Source organism: Dactylosporangium sp. NPDC000521, assembly GCF_042898305.1.
In the GTDB taxonomy this organism is placed as follows: Bacteria; Actinomycetota; Actinomycetes; order Mycobacteriales; family Micromonosporaceae; genus Dactylosporangium.
Genome location: NZ_JBIAYW010000001.1, coordinates 32,230 through 51,605 on the forward strand (window position 1 = coordinate 32,230; position 19,376 = coordinate 51,605).

At 68.4% G+C, this 19,376-nt stretch carries 23 protein-coding genes; 13 read left to right on the top strand and 10 right to left on the bottom strand.

The window, feature by feature from the left end; translation table 11 throughout:
• Positions 1–18: 18 nt before the first annotated feature.
• Positions 19–966, bottom strand: coding sequence for a sugar kinase (locus ACFY3L_RS00135; protein WP_389316642.1), 948 nt, complete (start codon positions 964–966; stop codon positions 19–21).
• Entirely contained in the window at positions 959–1,612 is a 654-nt protein-coding gene (locus ACFY3L_RS00140; RefSeq protein ID WP_389316645.1) for a bifunctional 4-hydroxy-2-oxoglutarate aldolase/2-dehydro-3-deoxy-phosphogluconate aldolase, read from the bottom strand. Before ACFY3L_RS00140 ends, ACFY3L_RS00135 begins: the two co-directional genes overlap by 8 nt.
• Before the next feature lie 133 nt (positions 1,613–1,745).
• Between ACFY3L_RS00140 and ACFY3L_RS00145 the strand changes: the two genes are divergently transcribed.
• The 11 genes from ACFY3L_RS00145 to ACFY3L_RS00195 all read left to right on the top strand — a co-directional run bounded on the left by ACFY3L_RS00145 (position 1,746) and on the right by ACFY3L_RS00195 (position 11,988).
• Positions 1,746–2,567, top strand: a complete 822-nt coding sequence (locus ACFY3L_RS00145; protein ID WP_389316647.1) for an IclR family transcriptional regulator — start codon at positions 1,746–1,748, stop codon at positions 2,565–2,567.
• 45 nt (positions 2,568–2,612) lie between these two features.
• Positions 2,613–3,350: a creatininase family protein gene (locus tag ACFY3L_RS00150; protein ID WP_389316649.1), complete on the top strand. Its 738-nt coding sequence runs from the start codon at positions 2,613–2,615 to the stop codon at positions 3,348–3,350.
• A complete protein-coding gene (locus tag ACFY3L_RS00155) occupies positions 3,347–4,108 on the top strand; it encodes an amidohydrolase family protein (RefSeq protein ID WP_389316652.1) in 762 nt (253 codons plus the stop codon). Before ACFY3L_RS00150 ends, ACFY3L_RS00155 begins: the two co-directional genes overlap by 4 nt.
• Entirely contained in the window at positions 4,033–5,211 is a 1,179-nt protein-coding gene (locus tag ACFY3L_RS00160) for a mandelate racemase/muconate lactonizing enzyme family protein (protein WP_389316654.1), read from the top strand. Before ACFY3L_RS00155 ends, ACFY3L_RS00160 begins: the two co-directional genes overlap by 76 nt.
• Positions 5,208–6,095, top strand: a complete 888-nt coding sequence (locus ACFY3L_RS00165) for an amidohydrolase family protein (protein ID WP_389316657.1) — start codon at positions 5,208–5,210, stop codon at positions 6,093–6,095. The genes ACFY3L_RS00160 and ACFY3L_RS00165 overlap by 4 nt, the downstream gene beginning before the upstream one ends.
• The gene (locus ACFY3L_RS00170) at positions 6,085–6,828 is read left to right on the top strand and encodes an amidohydrolase family protein (protein ID WP_389316660.1); all 744 of its coding nucleotides are present in this window, start codon (positions 6,085–6,087) and stop codon (positions 6,826–6,828) included. Before ACFY3L_RS00165 ends, ACFY3L_RS00170 begins: the two co-directional genes overlap by 11 nt.
• A gap of 108 nt (positions 6,829–6,936) precedes the next feature.
• Positions 6,937–7,911, top strand: a complete 975-nt coding sequence (locus ACFY3L_RS00175) for a dihydrodipicolinate synthase family protein (RefSeq protein WP_389316663.1) — start codon at positions 6,937–6,939, stop codon at positions 7,909–7,911.
• Positions 7,912–7,935: 24 nt separating this feature from the next.
• Positions 7,936–9,294 carry an ABC transporter substrate-binding protein gene (locus ACFY3L_RS00180; protein WP_389316666.1) on the top strand — a complete coding sequence of 453 codons (1,359 nt, stop codon included), beginning with the start codon at positions 7,936–7,938 and terminating at the stop codon, positions 9,292–9,294.
• A gap of 103 nt (positions 9,295–9,397) precedes the next feature.
• Positions 9,398–10,276 carry a carbohydrate ABC transporter permease gene (locus tag ACFY3L_RS00185; protein WP_389316668.1) on the top strand — a complete coding sequence of 293 codons (879 nt, stop codon included), beginning with the start codon at positions 9,398–9,400 and terminating at the stop codon, positions 10,274–10,276.
• On the top strand, positions 10,260–11,159 hold the full coding sequence (locus ACFY3L_RS00190) for a carbohydrate ABC transporter permease (protein WP_389316671.1): 900 nt from the start codon (positions 10,260–10,262) through the stop codon (positions 11,157–11,159). The genes ACFY3L_RS00185 and ACFY3L_RS00190 overlap by 17 nt, the downstream gene beginning before the upstream one ends.
• Before the next feature lie 25 nt (positions 11,160–11,184).
• Positions 11,185–11,988, top strand: coding sequence for an SDR family NAD(P)-dependent oxidoreductase (locus ACFY3L_RS00195; protein WP_389316673.1), 804 nt, complete (start codon positions 11,185–11,187; stop codon positions 11,986–11,988).
• Here ACFY3L_RS00195 and ACFY3L_RS00200 read toward each other — a convergent pair whose 3' ends face one another.
• The 3 genes from ACFY3L_RS00200 to ACFY3L_RS00210 all read right to left on the bottom strand — a co-directional run bounded on the left by ACFY3L_RS00200 (position 11,989) and on the right by ACFY3L_RS00210 (position 14,217).
• Positions 11,989–12,489: a hypothetical protein gene (locus ACFY3L_RS00200; RefSeq protein WP_389316676.1), complete on the bottom strand. Its 501-nt coding sequence runs from the start codon at positions 12,487–12,489 to the stop codon at positions 11,989–11,991. It lies immediately after the preceding gene.
• Positions 12,490–12,561: 72 nt separating this feature from the next.
• Positions 12,562–13,938: a hypothetical protein gene (locus tag ACFY3L_RS00205; protein ID WP_389316679.1), complete on the bottom strand. Its 1,377-nt coding sequence runs from the start codon at positions 13,936–13,938 to the stop codon at positions 12,562–12,564.
• An 87-nt stretch (positions 13,939–14,025) separates the two neighbouring features.
• Positions 14,026–14,217, bottom strand: a complete 192-nt coding sequence (locus ACFY3L_RS00210; protein WP_389316682.1) for a hypothetical protein — start codon at positions 14,215–14,217, stop codon at positions 14,026–14,028.
• 81 nt (positions 14,218–14,298) lie between these two features.
• Between ACFY3L_RS00210 and ACFY3L_RS00215 the strand changes: the two genes are divergently transcribed.
• On the top strand, positions 14,299–14,541 hold the full coding sequence (locus tag ACFY3L_RS00215; protein WP_389316684.1) for a hypothetical protein: 243 nt from the start codon (positions 14,299–14,301) through the stop codon (positions 14,539–14,541).
• Between the two features lie 236 nt (positions 14,542–14,777).
• Here ACFY3L_RS00215 and ACFY3L_RS00220 read toward each other — a convergent pair whose 3' ends face one another.
• Together ACFY3L_RS00220 and ACFY3L_RS00225 are read right to left on the bottom strand one after the other, a co-directional pair.
• Positions 14,778–15,119, bottom strand: coding sequence for an ArsR/SmtB family transcription factor (locus ACFY3L_RS00220; protein ID WP_389319111.1), 342 nt, complete (start codon positions 15,117–15,119; stop codon positions 14,778–14,780).
• A 299-nt stretch (positions 15,120–15,418) separates the two neighbouring features.
• Entirely contained in the window at positions 15,419–16,024 is a 606-nt protein-coding gene (locus ACFY3L_RS00225; RefSeq protein ID WP_389316687.1) for an AAA family ATPase, read from the bottom strand.
• Positions 16,025–16,533: 509 nt separating this feature from the next.
• Here ACFY3L_RS00225 and ACFY3L_RS00230 point away from each other — a divergent pair.
• Positions 16,534–16,872 carry a four-helix bundle copper-binding protein gene (locus ACFY3L_RS00230; RefSeq protein WP_389316690.1) on the top strand — a complete coding sequence of 113 codons (339 nt, stop codon included), beginning with the start codon at positions 16,534–16,536 and terminating at the stop codon, positions 16,870–16,872.
• 146 nt (positions 16,873–17,018) lie between these two features.
• Here ACFY3L_RS00230 and ACFY3L_RS00235 read toward each other — a convergent pair whose 3' ends face one another.
• From ACFY3L_RS00235 to ACFY3L_RS00245, 3 genes are read right to left on the bottom strand one after another with little or no spacing between them, the layout of a single operon-like run.
• The gene (locus ACFY3L_RS00235; protein WP_389316693.1) at positions 17,019–17,261 is read right to left on the bottom strand and encodes a hypothetical protein; all 243 of its coding nucleotides are present in this window, start codon (positions 17,259–17,261) and stop codon (positions 17,019–17,021) included.
• Positions 17,258–17,980: a type 1 glutamine amidotransferase domain-containing protein gene (locus ACFY3L_RS00240; protein WP_389316695.1), complete on the bottom strand. Its 723-nt coding sequence runs from the start codon at positions 17,978–17,980 to the stop codon at positions 17,258–17,260. The genes ACFY3L_RS00235 and ACFY3L_RS00240 overlap by 4 nt, the downstream gene beginning before the upstream one ends.
• A gap of 30 nt (positions 17,981–18,010) precedes the next feature.
• Positions 18,011–19,237 carry an MFS transporter gene (locus tag ACFY3L_RS00245; RefSeq protein ID WP_389316698.1) on the bottom strand — a complete coding sequence of 409 codons (1,227 nt, stop codon included), beginning with the start codon at positions 19,235–19,237 and terminating at the stop codon, positions 18,011–18,013.
• Positions 19,238–19,376: the final 139 nt, after the last annotated feature.

Below are 19,376 nucleotides of genomic sequence, written 5' to 3' on the forward strand. Positions count from 1 at the left end.
CTCAGTGGCGGGTGGAGGTCAACGGACCGCCGTTCCGTCCGGAAGATCGAGTATGGACAGCTCCGCGCGGGTCGGCAGTCCCTCCCAGTCGCCGTGGCCCGCGACCGCGAAGGCCCCTGTGGTGATCGCTCGCGCAAGGCGTTCCGCCACTGGCAGGCCGTCCACGATGCCGGAGAGGTATCCGGCGACGAAAGCGTCACCGGCGCCGATGGTGTCGACGGCGGTGACAGGCTTCGCCGGGTGGCTGATCGCCCCTTCGGCCGTGAACGCCGTAGCGCCGGCCGCCCCGCGCTTGACGACGACCTCGGTCGCCCCTCCGGCGAGCAGCGATCGCGCTCTGCTGACCTCGGTGTCGCCGCTCGTGGCGAGTGCGAGCTCGTCCTCGGAGGCGACGACGAGGTCAGCTTCGGCGGACAGCTCGCCCAGCATCCGGCGGGCGACGTCCTCGGACCAGAGGCGGCTGCGGTGGTTCACGTCCAGACAGACTCGCGCCCCGGCGGCCTTGGCCAGGCGTACCGCGGCGCGCACGGCCAGCGCCGGGCCCTCGCCGAGAGCCGGGGTCACCCCGGTGATGTGCAGGATCCGCGGGGGAGCCGGCAGCGCCGCGTACGCGTTCTCCACATCGGAGATGGAGAGCCTGCTGCCGGCCGAGCCGGTCCGGTGGTAGTCCACACGGGTCACTCCGGCAACGCGCTGTTCGAAGACCACGATTCCCGTTGGTGCCGGGTCGGTCCGGAGTGCCTGTACGCCCACCCCTTCCGCCCGGAGCGTACGCCGTGCGAGCTCGCCGAACTGGTCAGGCCCGACAGCGCCGACGAACGCGACGTCGTGCCCGAGCCGGGCCAGGCCGATGGCGACGTTGGCCTCTGCGCCCGCGACACTCATCCGGGCGGTTCCCCCGAGCTTGACCGGACCGTCAGCACGCAGGCAGACCATGATCTCGCCGAGTGTCAGGACGTCAGGCATTTCGGCGCACCAGCCCTTCATTCCACGCCGAGACGAAAGCACCTGCGCGCTCCGTCAACGTCGCCCAGCGGCGATCCGCGACAAGGTCGGCCGAGACAAGCGCGCCACCGATGCCGGCGCCGACGCACCCCATCTGTGCGTACGAGTTGATGTCTTCGAGGCTCACGCCTCCGGTCGGCAGCAGGGGCACATCGTGGAGTGGTTCCCGAACAGCCCGCAGGTAGCCGGCTCCGCCCAGGGCGGAGGCGGGAAAGACCTTGACCACAGCGGCGCCCCGGTGCCAGGCCAGTTCGATCTCCGTCGGGGTGAGCGCGCCGCATGCCACCGGTATGCCCGCAGCGCCGGCCACGTCGAGGACATCTGTCGCAGTCGTGGGGGTTACCAGGAATCGGGCTCCCGCGATGATGGCCGCATGGGCGTCGGAGGCTGTGCGGACGGTCCCCGCCCCGACGAGAACGCCCGCTTCCGTGCTCCAGCGGCGGATGGCGTCGAGCGCCCCGGGTGTCGGCAGGGTCACCTCCATGATGTCGACGCCGCCGTCCCGCAGGGCGGTCGCGATGGCGTCATCGGGTTCGCTTTCGCGAAGGCGGATGATGGCTACGACTCCGGAGATGACTGTCTCTGGCTTCCCCTGGTCAGTGTTCACAGGTTCCGAACCCTTCGATATAGTGAAGGTATCATCGAAATCTCAGATTATCGGACCTGGGGCCCGGGCCACGTTCCGGTGGGTCACCACCAACGCCAGCAGGAACCGACGAGCGGAAAGGTAGGACTGGCCGATGTCTGATGGTGGCAGTGAGGTGGATCGCCCGGCGTCCCCGGGCGTGGACCGCACGCTGACCGTTCTCGAGCATTTGGTGCTGGCCGAGGAGGGTCTCACGCTGACGGCGCTGGCGAAGTCGACCCGGATACCGCTGGCGACGTGCGCGAGCATCGTCTACACCCTGGAACACCGCGGGTACGCCACCCGCCGGGTGATCGGGCGCAGTCATTTCTGGCGCCCCACGCTGCGCCTCTACAGCCTGGCCTGCCAGTTGGTGCGCAAGGTCGACCTGTCGCAGATCGCGACCTCCGAGATGCGGGCGCTCGGCGAGGAGTTGGGCATGCCCGTCCACATCGGAGTCCTCGACGGTGCTTCGGTGGTCTACGTGGCCAAGGCCGCGACCCCGGGTTTCATCCAGTTCGACACCTACCCGGGCAAGGTCGCGCCCTTCGACCTGACCGCACTGGGCCGCGCCATCGCCGCATACCTGCCAGACGATGAACTCGCCGCGCTGCTGCCGCATCTGCGGGCGGGGCAAGGGCCGCAGGCCCGGGAGTCCAGCCCGGAGGTGTTCAAGGGACTGCTGGAGAAGGTGCGCGTGGACGGCTACGCCATCGAGGAGGAAGAGGAGCAGGCCGAGATCTCCTGCGTCGCCGCGCCGTGCTTCGACGCCGAGGGCCGTATCGCCGGGGCGGTCGGGGTGACCGGCTTCGCTCGTGACCTCGTCGGGGACAGGCGGGACAGCGCCTCACGAGGTGTCGTACGCCTCGGCGTTCTGATCTCCCAGCGGCTCGGATGTCCGGTGACGGTATTGCCGTCGGAGCTACGCCGATTCTAAGATTCGATCTGCCGGAAATAAATTCGATATATCGAAGGGTTGCGGATGGCGTCGGTGGCTCTGCGGTGGTCCGAGTTGGACCGCGACCAGCTGAAACGGCACCTGCCTGAGGCCGTTGTCATCATTCCCGTGGGTGCGACCGAGCAGCATGGTCCGCACCTGCCGACCGCGACGGATGCTCTGATCGCCGAAGCGGTCGCCGACAGTGCTGCGACTGCGGCGGCGGGCCGCAGCGGCAGGTCGCTGATCGTCGCGCCCACGGTCGCGTTCGGGGCGTCGGACCACCACCTGGCGTTCGGCGGGACGCTCTCGTTGTCACCGGAGACGCTGCTCGCCCTGATCTGCGACCTGCTCCGCTCGATCGCGGCGCAGGGCGGGCAGCGGACGGTCCTGCTCAACGGCCACGGCGGCAACGTCGGCGTCTGCCACGCGGCCGCCGCGGCGGCCGCGACCCGATTCGGTCTGTCCCTCGCGCATCTGGACTATTGGCGGCTCGCCGGCACCGAGGGCGAGCCGCCCGTCCCAGGACACGCCGGGGAGTTCGAGACCTCGATGGTCATGGCCATCCGGCCGGATCTGGTCGGCCCGCGCGAACGTCGGGCACAGGTGCCGGAGACCTTGGCCGTTCACGGCGTGGACCTGCACTCGGAGATCGTCTGGCGCCGGATCGACGGCTTCACCGACTGTCCAGAGCTTGCCGAGGCCAGCGACGGCAAGCGGCGGCTGGAGGGCATCGTCGGCCGGACGGCGGACCGTCTGGTAGAGCTTGCGAGCGTTCTATGATCGACTTCCACACGCACACTCCCGCTTGGCGTACTGCCAGCTGGCTGGGAGGGGTCCAGTTCGGCGCGGACGAGTTCGTGGCCTTCATGGACTCGGCCGGCATCGAGCAGGCGCTGGTTCTGAGCCACGACGGCCTCTTCGACGCCACTGCCGAGGCCAATGACGACTTGGCGGCCTTCGTCGGGCGGTATCCGCACCGGCTCGTGGGCTTCGGGACTGTGCATCCGCGCCGCGCGGACGCCGCCGAAGAGGTCGACCGGATGCTCAACCGGCTCGGGCTGCGCGGTCTCAAGCTGCATCCCTGGCTGCAAGGCTTCAGCATGCACGAGTTGGCGCTCGATCCGATCTGCGAGGTCCTCGCCCAGAGCGGCGGCATCCTGCTCAGCCACGACGGTACACCGCCCTACTCCACCGGCGGTCAGATCGCGGCCCTGGCCCGGCGGCACCCTGCGGTGCCGGTCGTCCTGGGGCACGGCGGCCTCCACGACACCTGGCGAGAGGCGCTCGCCCTCACCATCGAAACTCCGAACCTCTACATCTGTATCTGCGGTACGCCGCCCTACGCCGCGCGCGAGATCCTCACCCGGGCGCCCTCGCACAAGGTCCTGTTCGGCACCGACGCCGGTCTGTCGGACCGCAAGAGCCAGGACTACGCGGTGGCCCGGGTCGCCGAGATCGACGGATGGGGAATCACCGACGACCAGCGCCGCGCGATGCTGGTCGACAACCCCCGCGCACTGCTGGCGGCAGGGCGGTGAGGCCCACCGTCACCGCGGTCCACACTGCGGCCGTCAGCCTCCAGGTGCATCCGGACCTGGTCGTCACCGGCGCCAGGGGCACCCACGCCCGGTCAGACTTTCTTCTTGTACGCGTGGTGACCAGCGCTGGTATCGAAGGGTACGGCGAGGTCAGCGCGACGCCACTGTGGAGCGGTGAGGACGGCGTCAGCGCCGCCCACTTCATCCGTGAGATCCTGGCCCCCGCCCTGGTCGGTCGGCCGCTCGCCCCGGTCGGCGGCCTGGAGATCCTGATGGACCGGCTGCTCGCGGGCAACCCGTTCACCAAAGCGGGCGTGTCGACAGCACTGTGGGACGCGTACGCCCGGACCCTCGACGTCCCGCTTGCCGTGGCCCTCGGCGGCCCGTACCGCGACGAGGTCCCGATCAAGCTCTCCCTGTCCGGCGACGGGGCGGCATTGGACTCGGTCTTCCGGGCCGCGACGGCGGCCGGGTTCCACGCGTTCAAGGTCAAGGTGGGGCTCGGCGTCGCGGGCGACGTCGCTCGCGTTGCCCGGGCCCGTACGCTCGCGGGTCCGGCGGCGTTCCTCGGCGCCGACGCCAACGGAGGGTGGACACGCAGCCAAGCGGCGCGGGCGATCCCCGCGCTGGCGGAGCAGGATGTCTCGTTCGTCGAACAGCCGGTCGCGCCGGCCGATCTGGACGGTATGCGGCAGCTGCGCAGTCTCGGGCTACCGGTCGTCGCCGACGAGTCCGTCTTCGGCCAGGCGGATCTGGCCGCGCTCATCCGAGCGGAGGCAGCCGACTGCGTCAGCCTCTACGTAGGCAAGAGCGGCGGCCCCGGACGTGCCGTCGCGATGGGGCAACTGGCTTCGTCCTTCGGGATCGACACGCTTCTCGGCTCCAACGGTGAGCTGGGGATCGGCGCCGCCGCGCAGCTCCACGTCGCCTGCGCGCTCCCGGCACTGTCCCGGGAGTTCCCCTCCGACATCATCGGCGCGCACTACTACGCCGAGGACATTCTCGACGAGTCGCTGGACAGCGACGGCCGTCGCGTGAGGCTCAGCGACACACCCGGGCTTGGCGTCCGGCCACGAGCGGACTTGATGAAGGAATTCCGATGATCGTCGATGTCCATGCGCACACCCCTACCCACCGGGACACGGTGCCCGCCGAAGAGGCCTGCGTCTTCACCTCCTGGCGTACCGACCGTCCCGTCGTGACCACGAACAGCTGGGCCGACTTCGATCGCGCCATGTCCGCCGCGGATGTCACGATCGTTTTCAACATCGCGGTCGCCGATCCGGCCGCCGCGACCGGCATACCACACGATCCGGACCGCACCAACGACGCGACCGCGGAGTTCGTGGCGAACGACCCTGTCCGCCGTATCGGGTTCATGTCCGTCGACCCCACGTCCCCTGACTGCATCGATGAGGCCGAACGATGTCGTGAGATGGGGCTCGTCGGCGTCAAGCTCGGCCCCAACTACCAGAACTTCGACCCGCTCGGGAAGCCCGCCCTGACGTTCTACGAGTACTGCGAGCGCAACGCGCTGCCCATCCTCTTCCATCAGGGAGCGTCGCCGATCCGCGCGGCGCCGCTGCGCTACACCTACCCGCTGGTGACCGACGAGGTCGCGCTCCGCTTCCCCGAACTGCGGATCGTCATGGCCCACATGGGTCACCCGTGGGGCAAGGAAACCGTCGCGACGATCCGTAAACACCCTCATGTGTACGCCGATGTGTCGTCCATCTACCTGCGACCGTGGGTCTGTTACGAGTCCCTGCTCGCCGCGGTCGAGTGGGGGTGCACGAACAAGCTACTGCTCGGTTCGGACTTCCCGATCGCCAATACCGCCGAGGCGATGGGGGGCCTGCGGGGCGTCAACAAGATCCTGGAGGGTACGGCGTTGCCGCGCGTGCCGACCGAGCTCATCGAGCAGATCATCCATGCTGACGCGCTCGGCGCGCTCGGCCTGACCGTGGGGAGGCCCGTTGATCGTTGACGCGCATGTACGCCTGGGGCGGGGCCGGGAGGTCAGCCTCGACGCCGATCAGTTGATCGCCACGATGGACTCATTGGGTATCGACGTGGCGTTGGTGGCACCGGACGAACGCTGCATCGCCTACGACAACAGGGAAGGCAACGAACGCGTCGCCGCTGCGGCGGCCGCGTCGCGGGGGCGGCTGATCGCGTACGCGGTGGCCAATCCATGGCGCGCACGGGCTGCTCTGGACGAGCTCGACCGGGCCAGGGACGCCGGTGCCCGCGCGCTCAATGTGGACAGTGTGCTGCAGGGCTTCGACCTTCTCGACGGGCTCATTGATCCGCTGCTGGAGTTCGCCACCGAGGCGGGGTGGCCCGTCTATGTGCGTACCGGTACTCCGCCGAGTGCGCTGCCGCTGCCCCTGGCGAGCCTCGCCAGGCGCTGGCCGGAGACGCCGTTCGTGATGGGCCGCAGCGGCGCCACCGACTTCTGGATCGACGCGGCGCCGGCGTTGCACTATGCGCCGAACCTCTACGGCGACACGAGCTATGCGCCCTGGGACACCGTCCTGGTCGAGCTCGGACGGGATCAGGACATCGGCCCGTCGCGGCTGATCTTCTCGACCGACGCGCCCTACACGGTGCCGCGTTCCGAGCTGCGCCGAGTGCTCGACTGGCCGATCGACGACGACGCGCGACGCGACGTGCTCGGCGGCACGATCATGCGCCTGCTGCGCGCGTCCCACGGCTGACATCCGGTTCCTCCGCCGCAAGCCTCTTGCCCAACCTGGGCCTTGGGATCTATCGTTCATAAATAAGAAAATGTTTTCGATATTTCGAAAGATCGGCTTGGAGGGCGAATGAACATCCAGACGAGTGCCTCCCCCGTCCGTGGCGGTAGCGGGGATGCCTCGGACCTGGTTCGGGGGATCTCGCCTGTGCTCGAGGTTCCGTTCACCGATGCCGGAGACGTCGACTTCGAGGGATTCGGCCGGGTCGTTGACCATGTCCTTGGCACGGGCGTGACGAGCGTGATGTTCCCCGGCTTCGCCTCGGAGTTCTACAAGCTCACCGAGGAGGAGCGCCGCCAGCTGACGGGGATTCTCCTGCGGCGGACCGCCCACCGGGAGGACCTCGCGGCGATCATCGCGGTGCAGGACCACACGACCCGGATGGCCGTGGCGAGGGCCCTCGAGGTTGTGGCTGCCGGAGCAGACCTGATCAACCTGCTGGCACCGCACTTTCTCCAGCCCCCGCGCCAGGCTCAGGTCGAACACGTGGCGGCGGTCCTGGACGCGGTGGCCCCGACGCCGGTGGTGCTGCAGTACGCCCCGGCCGAGACGGGGGCCAGCCTCGACGCGGCTACCATCGCGAGCCTGGTCCGCACGCACCCGAATCTCCGGCTGGTCAAAGTGGAGTCCAGCCCGCCCGGGCGGCTCATCGGCGAACTGGCGGCTCTTGACCCGCCGGTGACCTCGCTCGAGGGCTACGCAGGCGTGCAACTGCCCGACGCCTGGCGGCGCGGCGCGGTCGGTAGCCAGCCCGGATGCTCGTTCACCGAGATCTACGTCGAGATCTGGCACCGGCTCAGCTCGGGCGACGAGGAGGGTGGCGAAGACCTGCACCGGCGGCTGCTGCCCTACATCTCCTACTGGATGCTCGACACCGAGCTCATCATCGCCGCGGAAAAGCAGATCTCGTTCCGCCGGGGCCTCATCGACAGCCCGTACTGCCGCAAGCCGGCCCACGTGCTCGACGCCGAGGAGCTTCGCCGGATCGAGGTTTTCCTCCGGGAGTTCGCGGATCTGTTGCCGGATCTGTCGAGGCGGAACTGAAGCATTGCCCTGATAACGCCGAGAATGGAGGTTCCAGTGAAGTTTCCGCATAAATTACTCACAGGATTGGTCCTCGTTTCCTGCCTGTCTCTGGTGGCGTGCGGCAACGGAAAGGGCACGGGCCAGTCGGAAGCACCGGACCCCACGAGCTGGCAGCAGAACATCAAGGGCGGGCCGATCGAGGTCGGCGTGCTTCCCGCCGCCGGCACCCCCTCGCTGAAGTTCCTGGAGCAGGTCGCGGCCGGGGTTGAGAAGGACCACCCCGGCGCACAGCTGAAGATGACCTTCGCCAACACGAAGGCGCGTCCGGCCCTGGAACAGCGGTGGCGCGCGGGAGACGGGCTCGACGTCGACTACACGATGTTCGACGGCACCAATCCCGCGCTGCTGGAGTGGGCCGACAGCGGCGCGCTGCTGGACCTCAAGCCCTACCTGGACCAGGTCGACGCGGCGACCGGCAAGCCCTGGCTGGACCAGTTCAGCCCCGCGGTCATGCAGTTCATGCAGCACCCCACGACCAAGAAGATCTACGGCGTCCCCTCCGAGTTGTCCATGCAGGTGCTGTTCTACAACGCGGGACTCTTCAAGCAACACGGCATCACACCGCCCGCCACCTGGGACGACCTGACCGCGGCCGCGGACAGGCTCACGGCCGCCGGGGTCGACCCGATCGCGGTCACCGGCCTGTTCGAGCCCTACATGGGCATGTGGAGCGACAACATCTGGCTGCGCACCGTCGGATACGACAAGGTCCACGACGTCCTCACCGAAGGCAAGGGGCGCATCACCGGCGACCCCGGGTTCCTCAAGGGGCTGCAGATGCTCCAGGGCCTCCGCGACCGGAAAGCCTTCCTCAAAGGGTTCGAGGGCACCGACTTCACCGCGGCTCAGGCCCAGTTCTTCCAGGGCAAGGCCGGCATGATCCTGATGGGTAGCTGGCTCGTGAGCGAGATGGCCGACGTGATCCCCAAGGGCTTCGAGTTGGGCGTCCTGCAGTTCCCGACCGTGACCGGCGGGACCGGCGACCAGGCGAGCATGCTCGCCACCGCCCAGCTGATGTCGGTGTCGGCCAAGAGCAAGAACATCCCGCTCTCGCTGGCTTGGATTCACCGGGTCACCGGCGTGGAGACCCAGACCCGCAGGGCAACCGAGATCGGCGAGGTCTCCGGTGTGAAGGGCGTGCCGAGCCCGCCCGGCCTGCCGGGCATCTCCGACGTCGTGGCCAAGGCCGACCGGCTTCAGGCGAGCTACTACGGCCTGCTGCAATCCAAGGCCAAGGACATCGTCTACCCCGAGATCGCCAAGCTCCTGTTCGGCAAGCAGGACGCGCAGCAGACTCTCGACAACATCGACAAGGGACTGCGCCGGGTCTACGGCAACTGAACCTTGTCAACCGAACCCGCCACGGGGCTCCGCTCGCACACCGAAGCCCCAAGCCGGAACTCCGTGCCGGCGCCCCGTGGCGGTGCACGAATCGGGAGGTCACATGCACAAGGCGGCACAGCGACGCATCATCATTCCCTTCCTGATGCCCGCGCTCGCGCTGCTGGGGGTCTTCTTCCTGTACCCGTTGATCAAAACGGTGGACCTGTCGTTGAACGAGTTCACCCGTACGGGAACGATGCGGTTCGTCGGGATTGATCAGTACCGCCTGCTGGCACGGGATCCAGACTTCTTCAACTCGCTCAAGAACACATTCCTGATCACGCTCATCGGCAGCTGCATGCTCTTCCCGCCCGCCATGGCGATCGCCTGGGCGCTCTCGCAGCGCATCCACGGCGAACGCTTCTTCCGGTTCGTGGTGTTCGCCCCGGTGGTGCTGTCCGTCGCCGTTGTCTCGATGATGTGGAAGTTCCTCTACCACCCCACTCTCGGTCTGATCAATCCCGCGCTCAAGTCCATGGGACTCGGCGCATTGGCCAAGACCTGGCTCGGCGACCCCGCGACGGCGCTTGCCGCTGTGACGTTCGTGTCCGTGTGGCACGGCATCGGCATCTGGATCGTTCTGCTGTGCTCGGGCTTCGAGCGACTGCCCGTCGAAATCCTGGAGGCCGCGCGCATCGACGGTGCCGGCGAGTGGCGGGTGTTCCGGAGCGTCATGCTGCCGATGATGAGCGACCTCATGCGGATGCTCACCGTCTTGTGGGTGGTCCAGAGCCTGCAGACCTTCGCCTTCGTCTACATCATGACCGGGGGCGGTCCCTTCGGCTCGACCGACACCGTCGGTACCCTGATGTATCGCGTCGCCTTCGACCGGGCCGACTTCGGCTACTCGGCGGCCATCGCCGTCGTGCTCGTGATAATGATGCTGGCGGTGGCCATGCTCCTCAACAAGGTGATGAAGCGCGATGACCTCCAGTACTGACCTGCCCGGGACCGCCACGCCGCGGCGGCGGAGTGCCTCGTTCCGGCCCCGCACCCGCTTCCGCCCGCACCACCTGTTCTTCTATCTGCTGCTCGGCGCGGTCGCGCTCTCCTCGATCAGCGCGTATGCCTGGGTCTTCAACGTGTCGATGAAGACCAACGCCGAGTTCATCTCCTCGCCCCCCTGGCAGATCGCCGCCGGGTGGCGCTGGGAGAACTACGCCAACGCATGGGATCGCGCGAACATCGGGCTGTTCTTCGGCAACAGTGTGGTCGTCAGCGTCGCCTCGACGCTGCTCGGCGTCGTCCTCGCCGTGTTCGCCGCCTATCCACTGGCTCGGATCAGCTTCAAATTCAGCAACCTGGTGCTCAGCACCTTCCTGCTCGGGCTGATGATCCCGTGGATGGTCACCTTCGCACCGCTCTACCTGATCATGCAGGATCTCGGCCTGCTCGACAGCCAACTCGGGCTGATCCTCGTCTACACCACCTACAACCTGCCGTTCAACGTCTTCGTCCTGGTCGGCTTCATGAAGACGCTGCCGTACGAACTGGAGGAGGCGGCGGCGATCGACGGGGCGGGCCCGACCCGCACATTCATCTCGATGATACTGCCGCTCACCGGGCCGGGACTGGCGTCGGTCGCCATCATCAGTTTCCTGCAGAACTGGAACGAGTTCTTCTACGCGCTGCTGCTGATTCACTCACCCGAGAAAATGACGCTGCCGCTCGGGCTGTTCCAGCTCGGCCAGGCGGCCGACTACGGCACCAACTGGGCCACGCTGTTCGCCGGAATGATGATCACGGTCACCCCTGTACTGCTCGGATTCGCCGTACTCCAGAAGCAGATCACCAAGGGACTGACGGCCGGCGCACTCAAGTAGCCGAGCCACCGAGAAAGGGAGATCCATGTCGTCTGGTCCTCGGGACGCGGCTCCGCCGCGGTGCGCGCTGATCACGGGTGCCGGCGGGGGCATCGGGGCGGTGATCGCCCGCGTCCTGCACGCCGAGGGCGCCGCAGTGATCGTGACCGACGTCGACCTGGACGCGGCGCGCGCCGTCGCGGACAGGATCGACGGCGCCGAGGCGGTCCACCTCGACGTGCGCTCGGAGGAGTCTGTCCGGTCGGCGATCGACTCGGTCACCTCGCGCCACGGTCCTTTGGACATTCTCGTCAACAACGCCGCGGTCTGCTCCAACATCGAGTTCGAATCCGTACCCGAATCGGTCTGGTCGATCGACCTGGACGTCGTACTCGGCGGGACGTTCCGCATGTGCCAGGCGGTTCTGCCAGGCATGCGCGCGGCCAGGCGGGGAGCCGTGGTCAACGTGGCGTCGGTCAACGGCCATCGGTATTTCGGTAACGACGCCTACAGCGCGGCCAAGGCCGGGCTGATCAACCTCACCCGCGGACTGGCCGTCCAATACGGCCCGTACGGCGTGCGCGTCAACTCGGTGTCGCCCGGCACGATCGCCACCCCGGTCTGGGCCGAGCGGCTCGCGGCCGACCCACACACCCTGGAGAGAGCGGTCTCCTGGTACCCGATGGGACGGGTCGGCACCATGGACGACGTCGCCGAGGCCGTCGCGTTCCTGGCGAGCGACCGTGCGTCGTGGATCAACGGGATCGATCTGCCCGTGGACGGCGGTCTCCTGGCCGGAAGCCGGGCCTTGGCGGTGGACATCGGCGCAGCCGTCGTCGATGTCGAATGATCAACCGCTCCCCGAAGACCGGACTCCGACACAGCGGGACTCCGCCCGGCCGGCCTGCGCCGCCGCCCGGCAGCGGTTGCCGGGAGAGGGCGGCCCGCCGTCGGCGGCGGCCGAGTCGGATGATTGCGGGACCCGTGGGAGCGACGGCCCGCCGCCAAGCGACTGCTCGACGCGCTGCGCAGGCCGGACCGAGGATTCGACGACGTCGTCATCGGTGAGCCACACCTCGCCCATGTCACCGGGGAAGTTCCGCACGACCAGGTACAGGGTTCCGCCGCCGACCGACGCAGCGAACACCGGCCAACGGTCTGGATCGTCGAAGCGGTCCAGGTACGCGTCAAGGTCAGCCAGGTCGGCATTGAAGGCGCTCGGCGCCGCGGTCGCCATCCCGACGCGCAGCAGGAAGGCCGGCCAGAACAGGTCATCCTCAACCCAGCCGTCTGCGTCAACCAGCGGCGACGTCGTCAGCGACGGATGGAAACCGTCGAGATAACCGGGCATGTGCACGGCCAACCCTACGATGCCGACCAGATCCCAGAGGCCTGGACCTGCCGCTGGGTCCGGTTCACCGGGTCAGAGGCCGGCGGCGATGAGGAGGCGGTCCATCTCGGCCGGCGACAAGGCCGGTGATCCGGCCGCCGCCTGCGCGACCCACGCGCTCTGGTCCGCCAGCAGGCTGATCAGCGTCGCCGCCGGCAGCCGCGGATGCCCGGCGACCGAGCCGCGGACCACCGGCTCGGGATCGGCCGCCAGTCGCGCCGCCAGAGCCGGTGGCAGGTCGGGGTCGCGCGGCGCGAGCTGGCGCATCCGCGGATCCGGGTCGGTCGCGAGCCGGCGGAGCGTCGCCTGCGGGAACGTGAGCCAGTCGGCGGGACGGTCCCCGGTTCGTTTGACCGGACGGTAGTCGCGGTCGATGCGCTCGGCGGTCACCGGGTCGACGAGGTGCGGGGCCTGGAAGGCCATGGCCGTGCGGACCGTGCTGTCGTCGTCGTGCAGCAGCCGGTGTACGACGTGCGCGGGCAGCGACGCGCCGGCAGCCGCGGCGGCGGCACGGAAACAGGGGTACGGCGAGTCGACGTGCGGCAGCGGGTCGGCGGTGACCCACGGCAGTTCGAGCATCCACAGTTCCATCTCGTACCTCAAGCCCAGCACCTGCTCGTGGATCCGGCGCCGCAGCGGCTCGGGGGTGTCCTGCCAGGCGAAGACGGCGATCCGCACCCCCGGTTCCCGATCGTCGCCGAGCCGGTCCCGCACGTCCGCGGGCAGCCGCGGATGCCCGGCGAGGGCCTCGCGGACACTGCCGTCCGGGTCATCGGCCAGCCGCCGCGCGATCGCCGAGGTCAGGTCCGCGTGCCGGACGGCGCTGGCCCGGGTCACCGGGTCTTCGAGCAGCCCGGCGACGAGGTCGGCGGGCGGGACGGGGTGGGGAAGCCGGCGGAAATACGTGGAGCAGGCCGCTCCCCGCACCGCGTCGACCGGGTCGGTCAGCAGGCTCCGCCGCATCTCCTCGGGCGCGTCCGTCCACCACTGCGCCAGCGTGGCCCGGACGTCCGGATCGGGGTCGTGGGCCAGCCGGCCGCGAACATCCGCCGGCACGTCGTCGTGCTGGGCGAGGTACTCGCGAACCCGCTTGTCCGGGTCGTCGACCAGCCGGAGGTACAGCTCCCGCGGCGTGCCGCGCCCCGACACGACCAGGGCGGCCCGTACCGCGCCGTCGGGATGCCCGGCGAGCCGCAACCGGACCGTGTCAGGCAAGTGTCGGTTGAGCGCCAGCGAGTGCAGCAGCCGATGGTCGTCCGTGGCGATGATGGCGTCGATCGCGTCGCTGGTCAGGTCCGCCCGCCTCGCCACCTCGCCGAGCCCTCGTCGGTAGCGCACCAGCCTGAGGAACAGTTCCGGCGGCAGCGCCGGGTTCCCGGCCAGCCCGGCCACGATCGCATCGATGTGCATCCTGAAATCCTGGCACGCTACGCGCGGCTGACGGCGCAGCCGGCGGCGGCGGTGGCAATGATGGTTGCCGCGTCGAGGCCCGCTGCGCTACATCGAGGCCAGCTTCACCGTCACGGTCGTGAGCGCGCTGCGGTGCATCGTCTGGTCGTCACCGGCGTCCTCCCAGCCGCCGTGCCCTACCCGCCGCTGCCGGTCCCGGCGGCAGTCCCGGCCGGGATCAGGTTCCTCGCGGGTGCCGACCGACGGTGACAGGCAGGCACACACGGCCGAGCGCCCCAAGCGGCAGATGTGCACATCCGATCAAGGCCAGGTTGGAGGAGGCCATTGGAGACGGATGCGGTCATCAGCGATGATCGGATCATGAAGTACACCCACGTGTGTCCTAAGTGCCACGCGTCGAGCGTCGCTCGTGTCCCTGGAGCGGTGGGCGCCTACGGGGCGGGCAACAACATCCTTGTCGGGCTCACGACCTTCGGGGCCGTCCCGGTCTCCCGGTATATCTGTCTGAACTGCGGCTTCGTCGAGGAGTGGATCGACACACCAGAACACCTGGCTAAGCTGCGGCAGAAATACGGTCAGTCAGCCGGCCCATCCGGAGCCTGATCCGATCAGCATCAGGCGGGACGAGACACGGCTCTCTGCACCACCACCGAAAATTGCGTCTCCACGCTGATCAACAACGCATCGAGCGCGCTCATCGGCGGATTCGCCTATCTGCCAACCTGGGCGCCGTCACGCCGGGTAGCAAGCACCTCGCGGCTACTTGAGCGCACCTGATCAAGAGAATTGATGGATCGGCGCGCTTTGCTTGGCGCGCTCGTGGCCTTCGACAGTGCCGCTCAGCGGGCCCTCCTCGTCGCCCGCTTGCGAGGCGGCGTCAACAGGTCGGCGATCGCCGCGATCGCGGACGGCACCAAGCGGTAGTACGCCCAGACGCCGCGCTTGTCGCGCTCGAGCAGGCCGGCCTCGGTGAGAATCCGAAGGTGATGACTCACGGTCGGCTGGGATAGACCAAGCGGCGCGGTGAGGTCACTCACGGAGGCCTCGCCATCCGGAGCGGACTGGATCAGACTCAGCAGTTGCAGCCGGGCCGGATCGGCGAATGCCTTCAGTACTCCCGCGAGCCGCTCAGCATCGGCACGCTCAATCGGCTCGCCGGCAAGCGGCGAGGTAGCAGGCATAGCAGTTGTCGCAGTCTCCACGCCTTCCATCGTTCCACCAGTACCATCGATCGGCTGGTGGAACCGGAATCAGGACCCCCGATTGCGACCACTAGGCCGAGTACCCCATTGCGCAGTTGGGCGGCAGGTCTGGGCACGGACGGCGGTGAAGCCGCAGGTCACCAGCTTGGCGGTCATTGGTCACCATGCCGACCGTGGCGAGCGCTTCGCGGCATGTCCGGATGTAAAGATCACCTTGCCTTGATTGACTTCCGGTCGACTCGACTCGTGGGCAGAACAGGAAGCTGCGGCACCTTCGTTCAGTCCTGTGTCCGGCCGCCCTGCGAGCACGGCTGCGCAGCGATGCCGAAATGCGTGATGGTCATGTCGGCCACGTCAGCGGGACTGCGCCTGGTGTTGTCGATGCGCAGGTAGTCGGTACGGTTGTCGAACCGGCCTCCCGAGCCGAGGCGGTACTGTTGATCCAGTTCGAGCAGGTTGCGCTCCGAGAAGGCGACATCCCGCTTGGACGGCTTCTCCGCCATGCGTGACGCGCCGCGATTCCGCCGGAGCCGTTCCTCCTGACTGGCCTCGAGCTCCAGGAAGAGGACCCGGCCGCCGCGCCGTCTGAACGGCTCCGCGAAGCCATCCACTGCCACCTCATCGTGGGGAAGGTCGAACGCCCAGACAAGGGTGAAGATCAGTCCGGGCAGATCGCTGGCCGCCACCTCTTCGATCAGGTCGCGACGGAACCGGTCAACCAGCCGCCCGAACGGCGGACTACCGAACGGGAAGAACCGAAGCACCGGCTCAATCGCCATGTGGTTGTGGAACAGCCGCAGGCCGGTCCGGGCGGCGATCTGCTCGCCCACGGTCATCTTCCCCACGGCCGGCGGCCCGACGATGAACAGCAGCGTCCCGGTCACCTCGCCAACGCTAACGGTCCTCAACCTCACGATCGAGGCGTTTACCGGCCGGGCGCGTCGGCGCCGGATACTGCGTGCCCACCAAGAGGAGCCTCACGATCACCTGCATATCAAACAGATCCGGACGCTCGGCGGTCGCGTAGCGGCGGCGTTGCCGTTACGCGCCGTCACCGCCAGCCGGTCACCCGTAACCGGTGATCTGGCTATCCTCCGAGGCCGGCGCCCGCGGCATCAGCCAGGGTCAACAGCGCCCGTCGCATGACGACGCCCTTCCGGGCTCCAATCTTGATCGGAGTAATCGAGGCTCGGTGCAACCGTGGCGATCGTCAGGAACCCACCCCGGCCGCATGCGTGAACGCCCCGAACCCGGGGGCAGGTTTCGAGGGGCGGTTTCGTGGTAGGTGCGTGCGGTCGCTGTACCTGACGTCGGGGGGATTGTCATGTCGCAGACCAGGGAGTTGCTTGACACGGTCGCGGTGAGTTTCCGGCCGCAGGTGAGCAGTGAGCGGTTGGCGGCGGCGATCGACGCGATAGGGGAGTGCGAGGAGGCGGTCACCGCGTGCGCGGCCGCGATGGTCGGCGAGGACGACGTGCGGGTGCTGCAGGATGCGATCGTGCGGGATCTGAACTGCGCGGACGTGGTGGCAGCGACCCGCCGTGTGCTCAGCCGTGGCAGTGACGCCGCGCTGCTGAGCGCGCAGCTGGAGGCGTGTGTGCTGGCCTGTGAGCACAGCGCCGAGCTGTGTGCCAGGCACGCCCACCATCACGAGCACTGCCGGATGTGCTCACAGGCGACGCTGCGGTGTGCTGAGGCGTGCCGGCAGGTGCTGCACGGGCTGCACGGCTGAGCACGACGCCGGACCCGGCCGGGCGCTGTCGCGTTGCGGGATCGTTGGACGCGTTGAACTCTGATCCGGGGTCGGCGGGTCAGATCGCTTGGGCGAGTTCGGTGAACGCGGCGGCAACCCGCGTTGCCGGCATGAAAGATCTCCCGTCAGTTTGGTCGCGGCGAGTGCTGTGTCGGCTGGACAGTGCGGCAGGACGTCATCGACGGGGCGGGTGCCTGGCGGAGGCTGAGCATGACGTGATCGGCGCCGAGGCTGGTCGAGGTGGCGGAGAGCCGAGCGGTGAACTGGGCCCCCGCGTCGGCGTCTGACCAGTCGTTGTCCAGTGACAGCTCGATGCCGATCGTGGGCCGGTCAGCGGCTGCCAACCGATCCAGAGCGGTCGAGGTCATCGTCGCGTCTCCCCAGCTGTCACGCCCAGCTTGTCGAGTACCGCACGGGCGGTGTCCGCGCTGGATTGTGGGTTCTGGCCGGTGACCAGGTTGTCGTCGATCACGACGACGCTCGTCCAGGGTTGACCAGCATCGATCGTCGCGCCTTGCTCGCGCAGCCGCGACTCGGCCCCCCACGGGGTGGCGTCGCCCAGCCCGCCCTGACGCTCCTCCGCGTCGGTGAAGACGGTCAGGCGGCGTCCGGCGAAGGTGAACGTCCCATCGGGACGGTGGGCGCTGAGCAGGGCTGCGGGGCCGTGGCACAGGGCCGCGATCAGCTGGCCGCGGTCGTCGGCTTCATTGAGCAGCACGCCGAGGTCGGTGTCCGAGGCGAGGTCGGCCATCGGGCCGTGCCCGCCCGGGACGAAGATGGCGTCGTACGCGGTCGCGTCCGCATCCGCGAGCGCCAGCGGCTTGGCGAGGTCGCCGGCGATGGAGACGAGATAGTCGCGGAAGGCGTCGGCGTCGGCATCGCTCACTCCGCCGCGGGAGTCGAGGCTGATCGGGTCGACGGTCGGGGCGACGCCACCGGGTGTGGCGATGTCGACCGCGACGCCGGCGTCGCGGAAGACCTTGTGCGGGGCGGCGAGTTCCTCGGCCCAGAAGCCGGTCGGGTGGCTGGTGCCGTCGGCGAGCGTCAGGCTGTCCGCGGCAGTGACGATCATCAGGACCTTGGGCATGACTGGGTTCTCCTTCGTGAGTGCGGTGATTCAGGCCCGGGTGCCGGCGTGCGCGGCGGCACCCGCGCGCCGGGCGTCCTGGGATTTGCCACGGCGGACGGCGTGCCCGGCGGCCAGCAGGACGAGCAGTCCGGCGAAGCTGAGCGCTGCTCCGGCCCACAGCGTGGAGGTGTAGCCGAGTCCGGCGGTGATGGTGACGCCGCCGATCCAGGCGCCGAGCGCGTTGCCGACGTTGAAGGCAGCGATGTTGGCCCCGGAGGCCAGGGTCGGCGCCTGCCCGGCGTACTGCATGATTCGCATCTGCAGGCCAGGTACAGTGGCGAACCCGAATGCGCCCATCAGCGCAAGCGAGATGATGGTCAGCGCTTGGTTGGGCGCGGTCAACGCAAACAGGACGAGGGTCGCGGTGAGCGCAGCGAGCACGACCATGAGCGTCTTGGGCACCGACCGGTCGGCGGCCTTGCCCCCGAGGGTGTTGCCGACGAACAGGCCAACGCCGAACAGGATCAGCAGCCACGGCACCGTCCCGGTGGCGAAACCGCTGACCTCGGTGAGCGTGTACGCGATGTAGGTGAACGCACCGAACATGCCACCGAAGCCGAGGACGGTGATCAGCAGCGAGAACCAGACCTGCGGATGCGCGAAGGCCCGGATCTCGTGACGCAGGCTCGCCGGCACGCTCGCGCTACTGGTGCGCGACGGGACCAGGGTCGCCATGCCGATCAAGGCGACGATGCCGATGCCGGTGATCGCCCAGAACGTCGCCCGCCAGCCGAGCTGCTGGCCCAGGAATGTGCCGAACGGCACACCAAGGACGTTGGCGGCGGTCAGCCCGGTGAACATCATGGCGATCGCCGCGGCCTGACGCGACGGTGCGACCAGGCTGGCGGCCACGACCGAGCCGATGCCGAAGAACGCCCCGTGCGACAGGGCGGCGACGACGCGGCCGGCCATCATCACCGAGTACGTGCCGGCCAGCGCGGAGATCAGGTTGCCCGCGATGAACAGCACCATCAGCCCAATAAGCACGTGCTTGCGGTTGAGCCGGGTGACGGCGGCGGTCAGTGCGATCGCGCCGACGGAGACAGACAGGGCGTAGCCGGAGATCAGCCAGCCCGCGGCTGACTCGGTGACGCCGAAGTCGGCTGCGACCTCGGGGAGCAGTCCCATGATCACGAATTCGGTGAGGCCGATGCCGAAGCCTCCGATGGCGAGGGCGAGCAGACCCAGTGGCAGGCGCCCCGTTGAAACAGACATGTTCTCTCCCGATGACGATATGCAACGCGCTTGCAACTACCGGCGTGTGCAACCCAATACTTGCGTGCGCGCTATATCGGCGCAAGCATGCCGTCGATCACATCGCAAGCGTCTGCAAATACCGGCGTACGCGGCTATG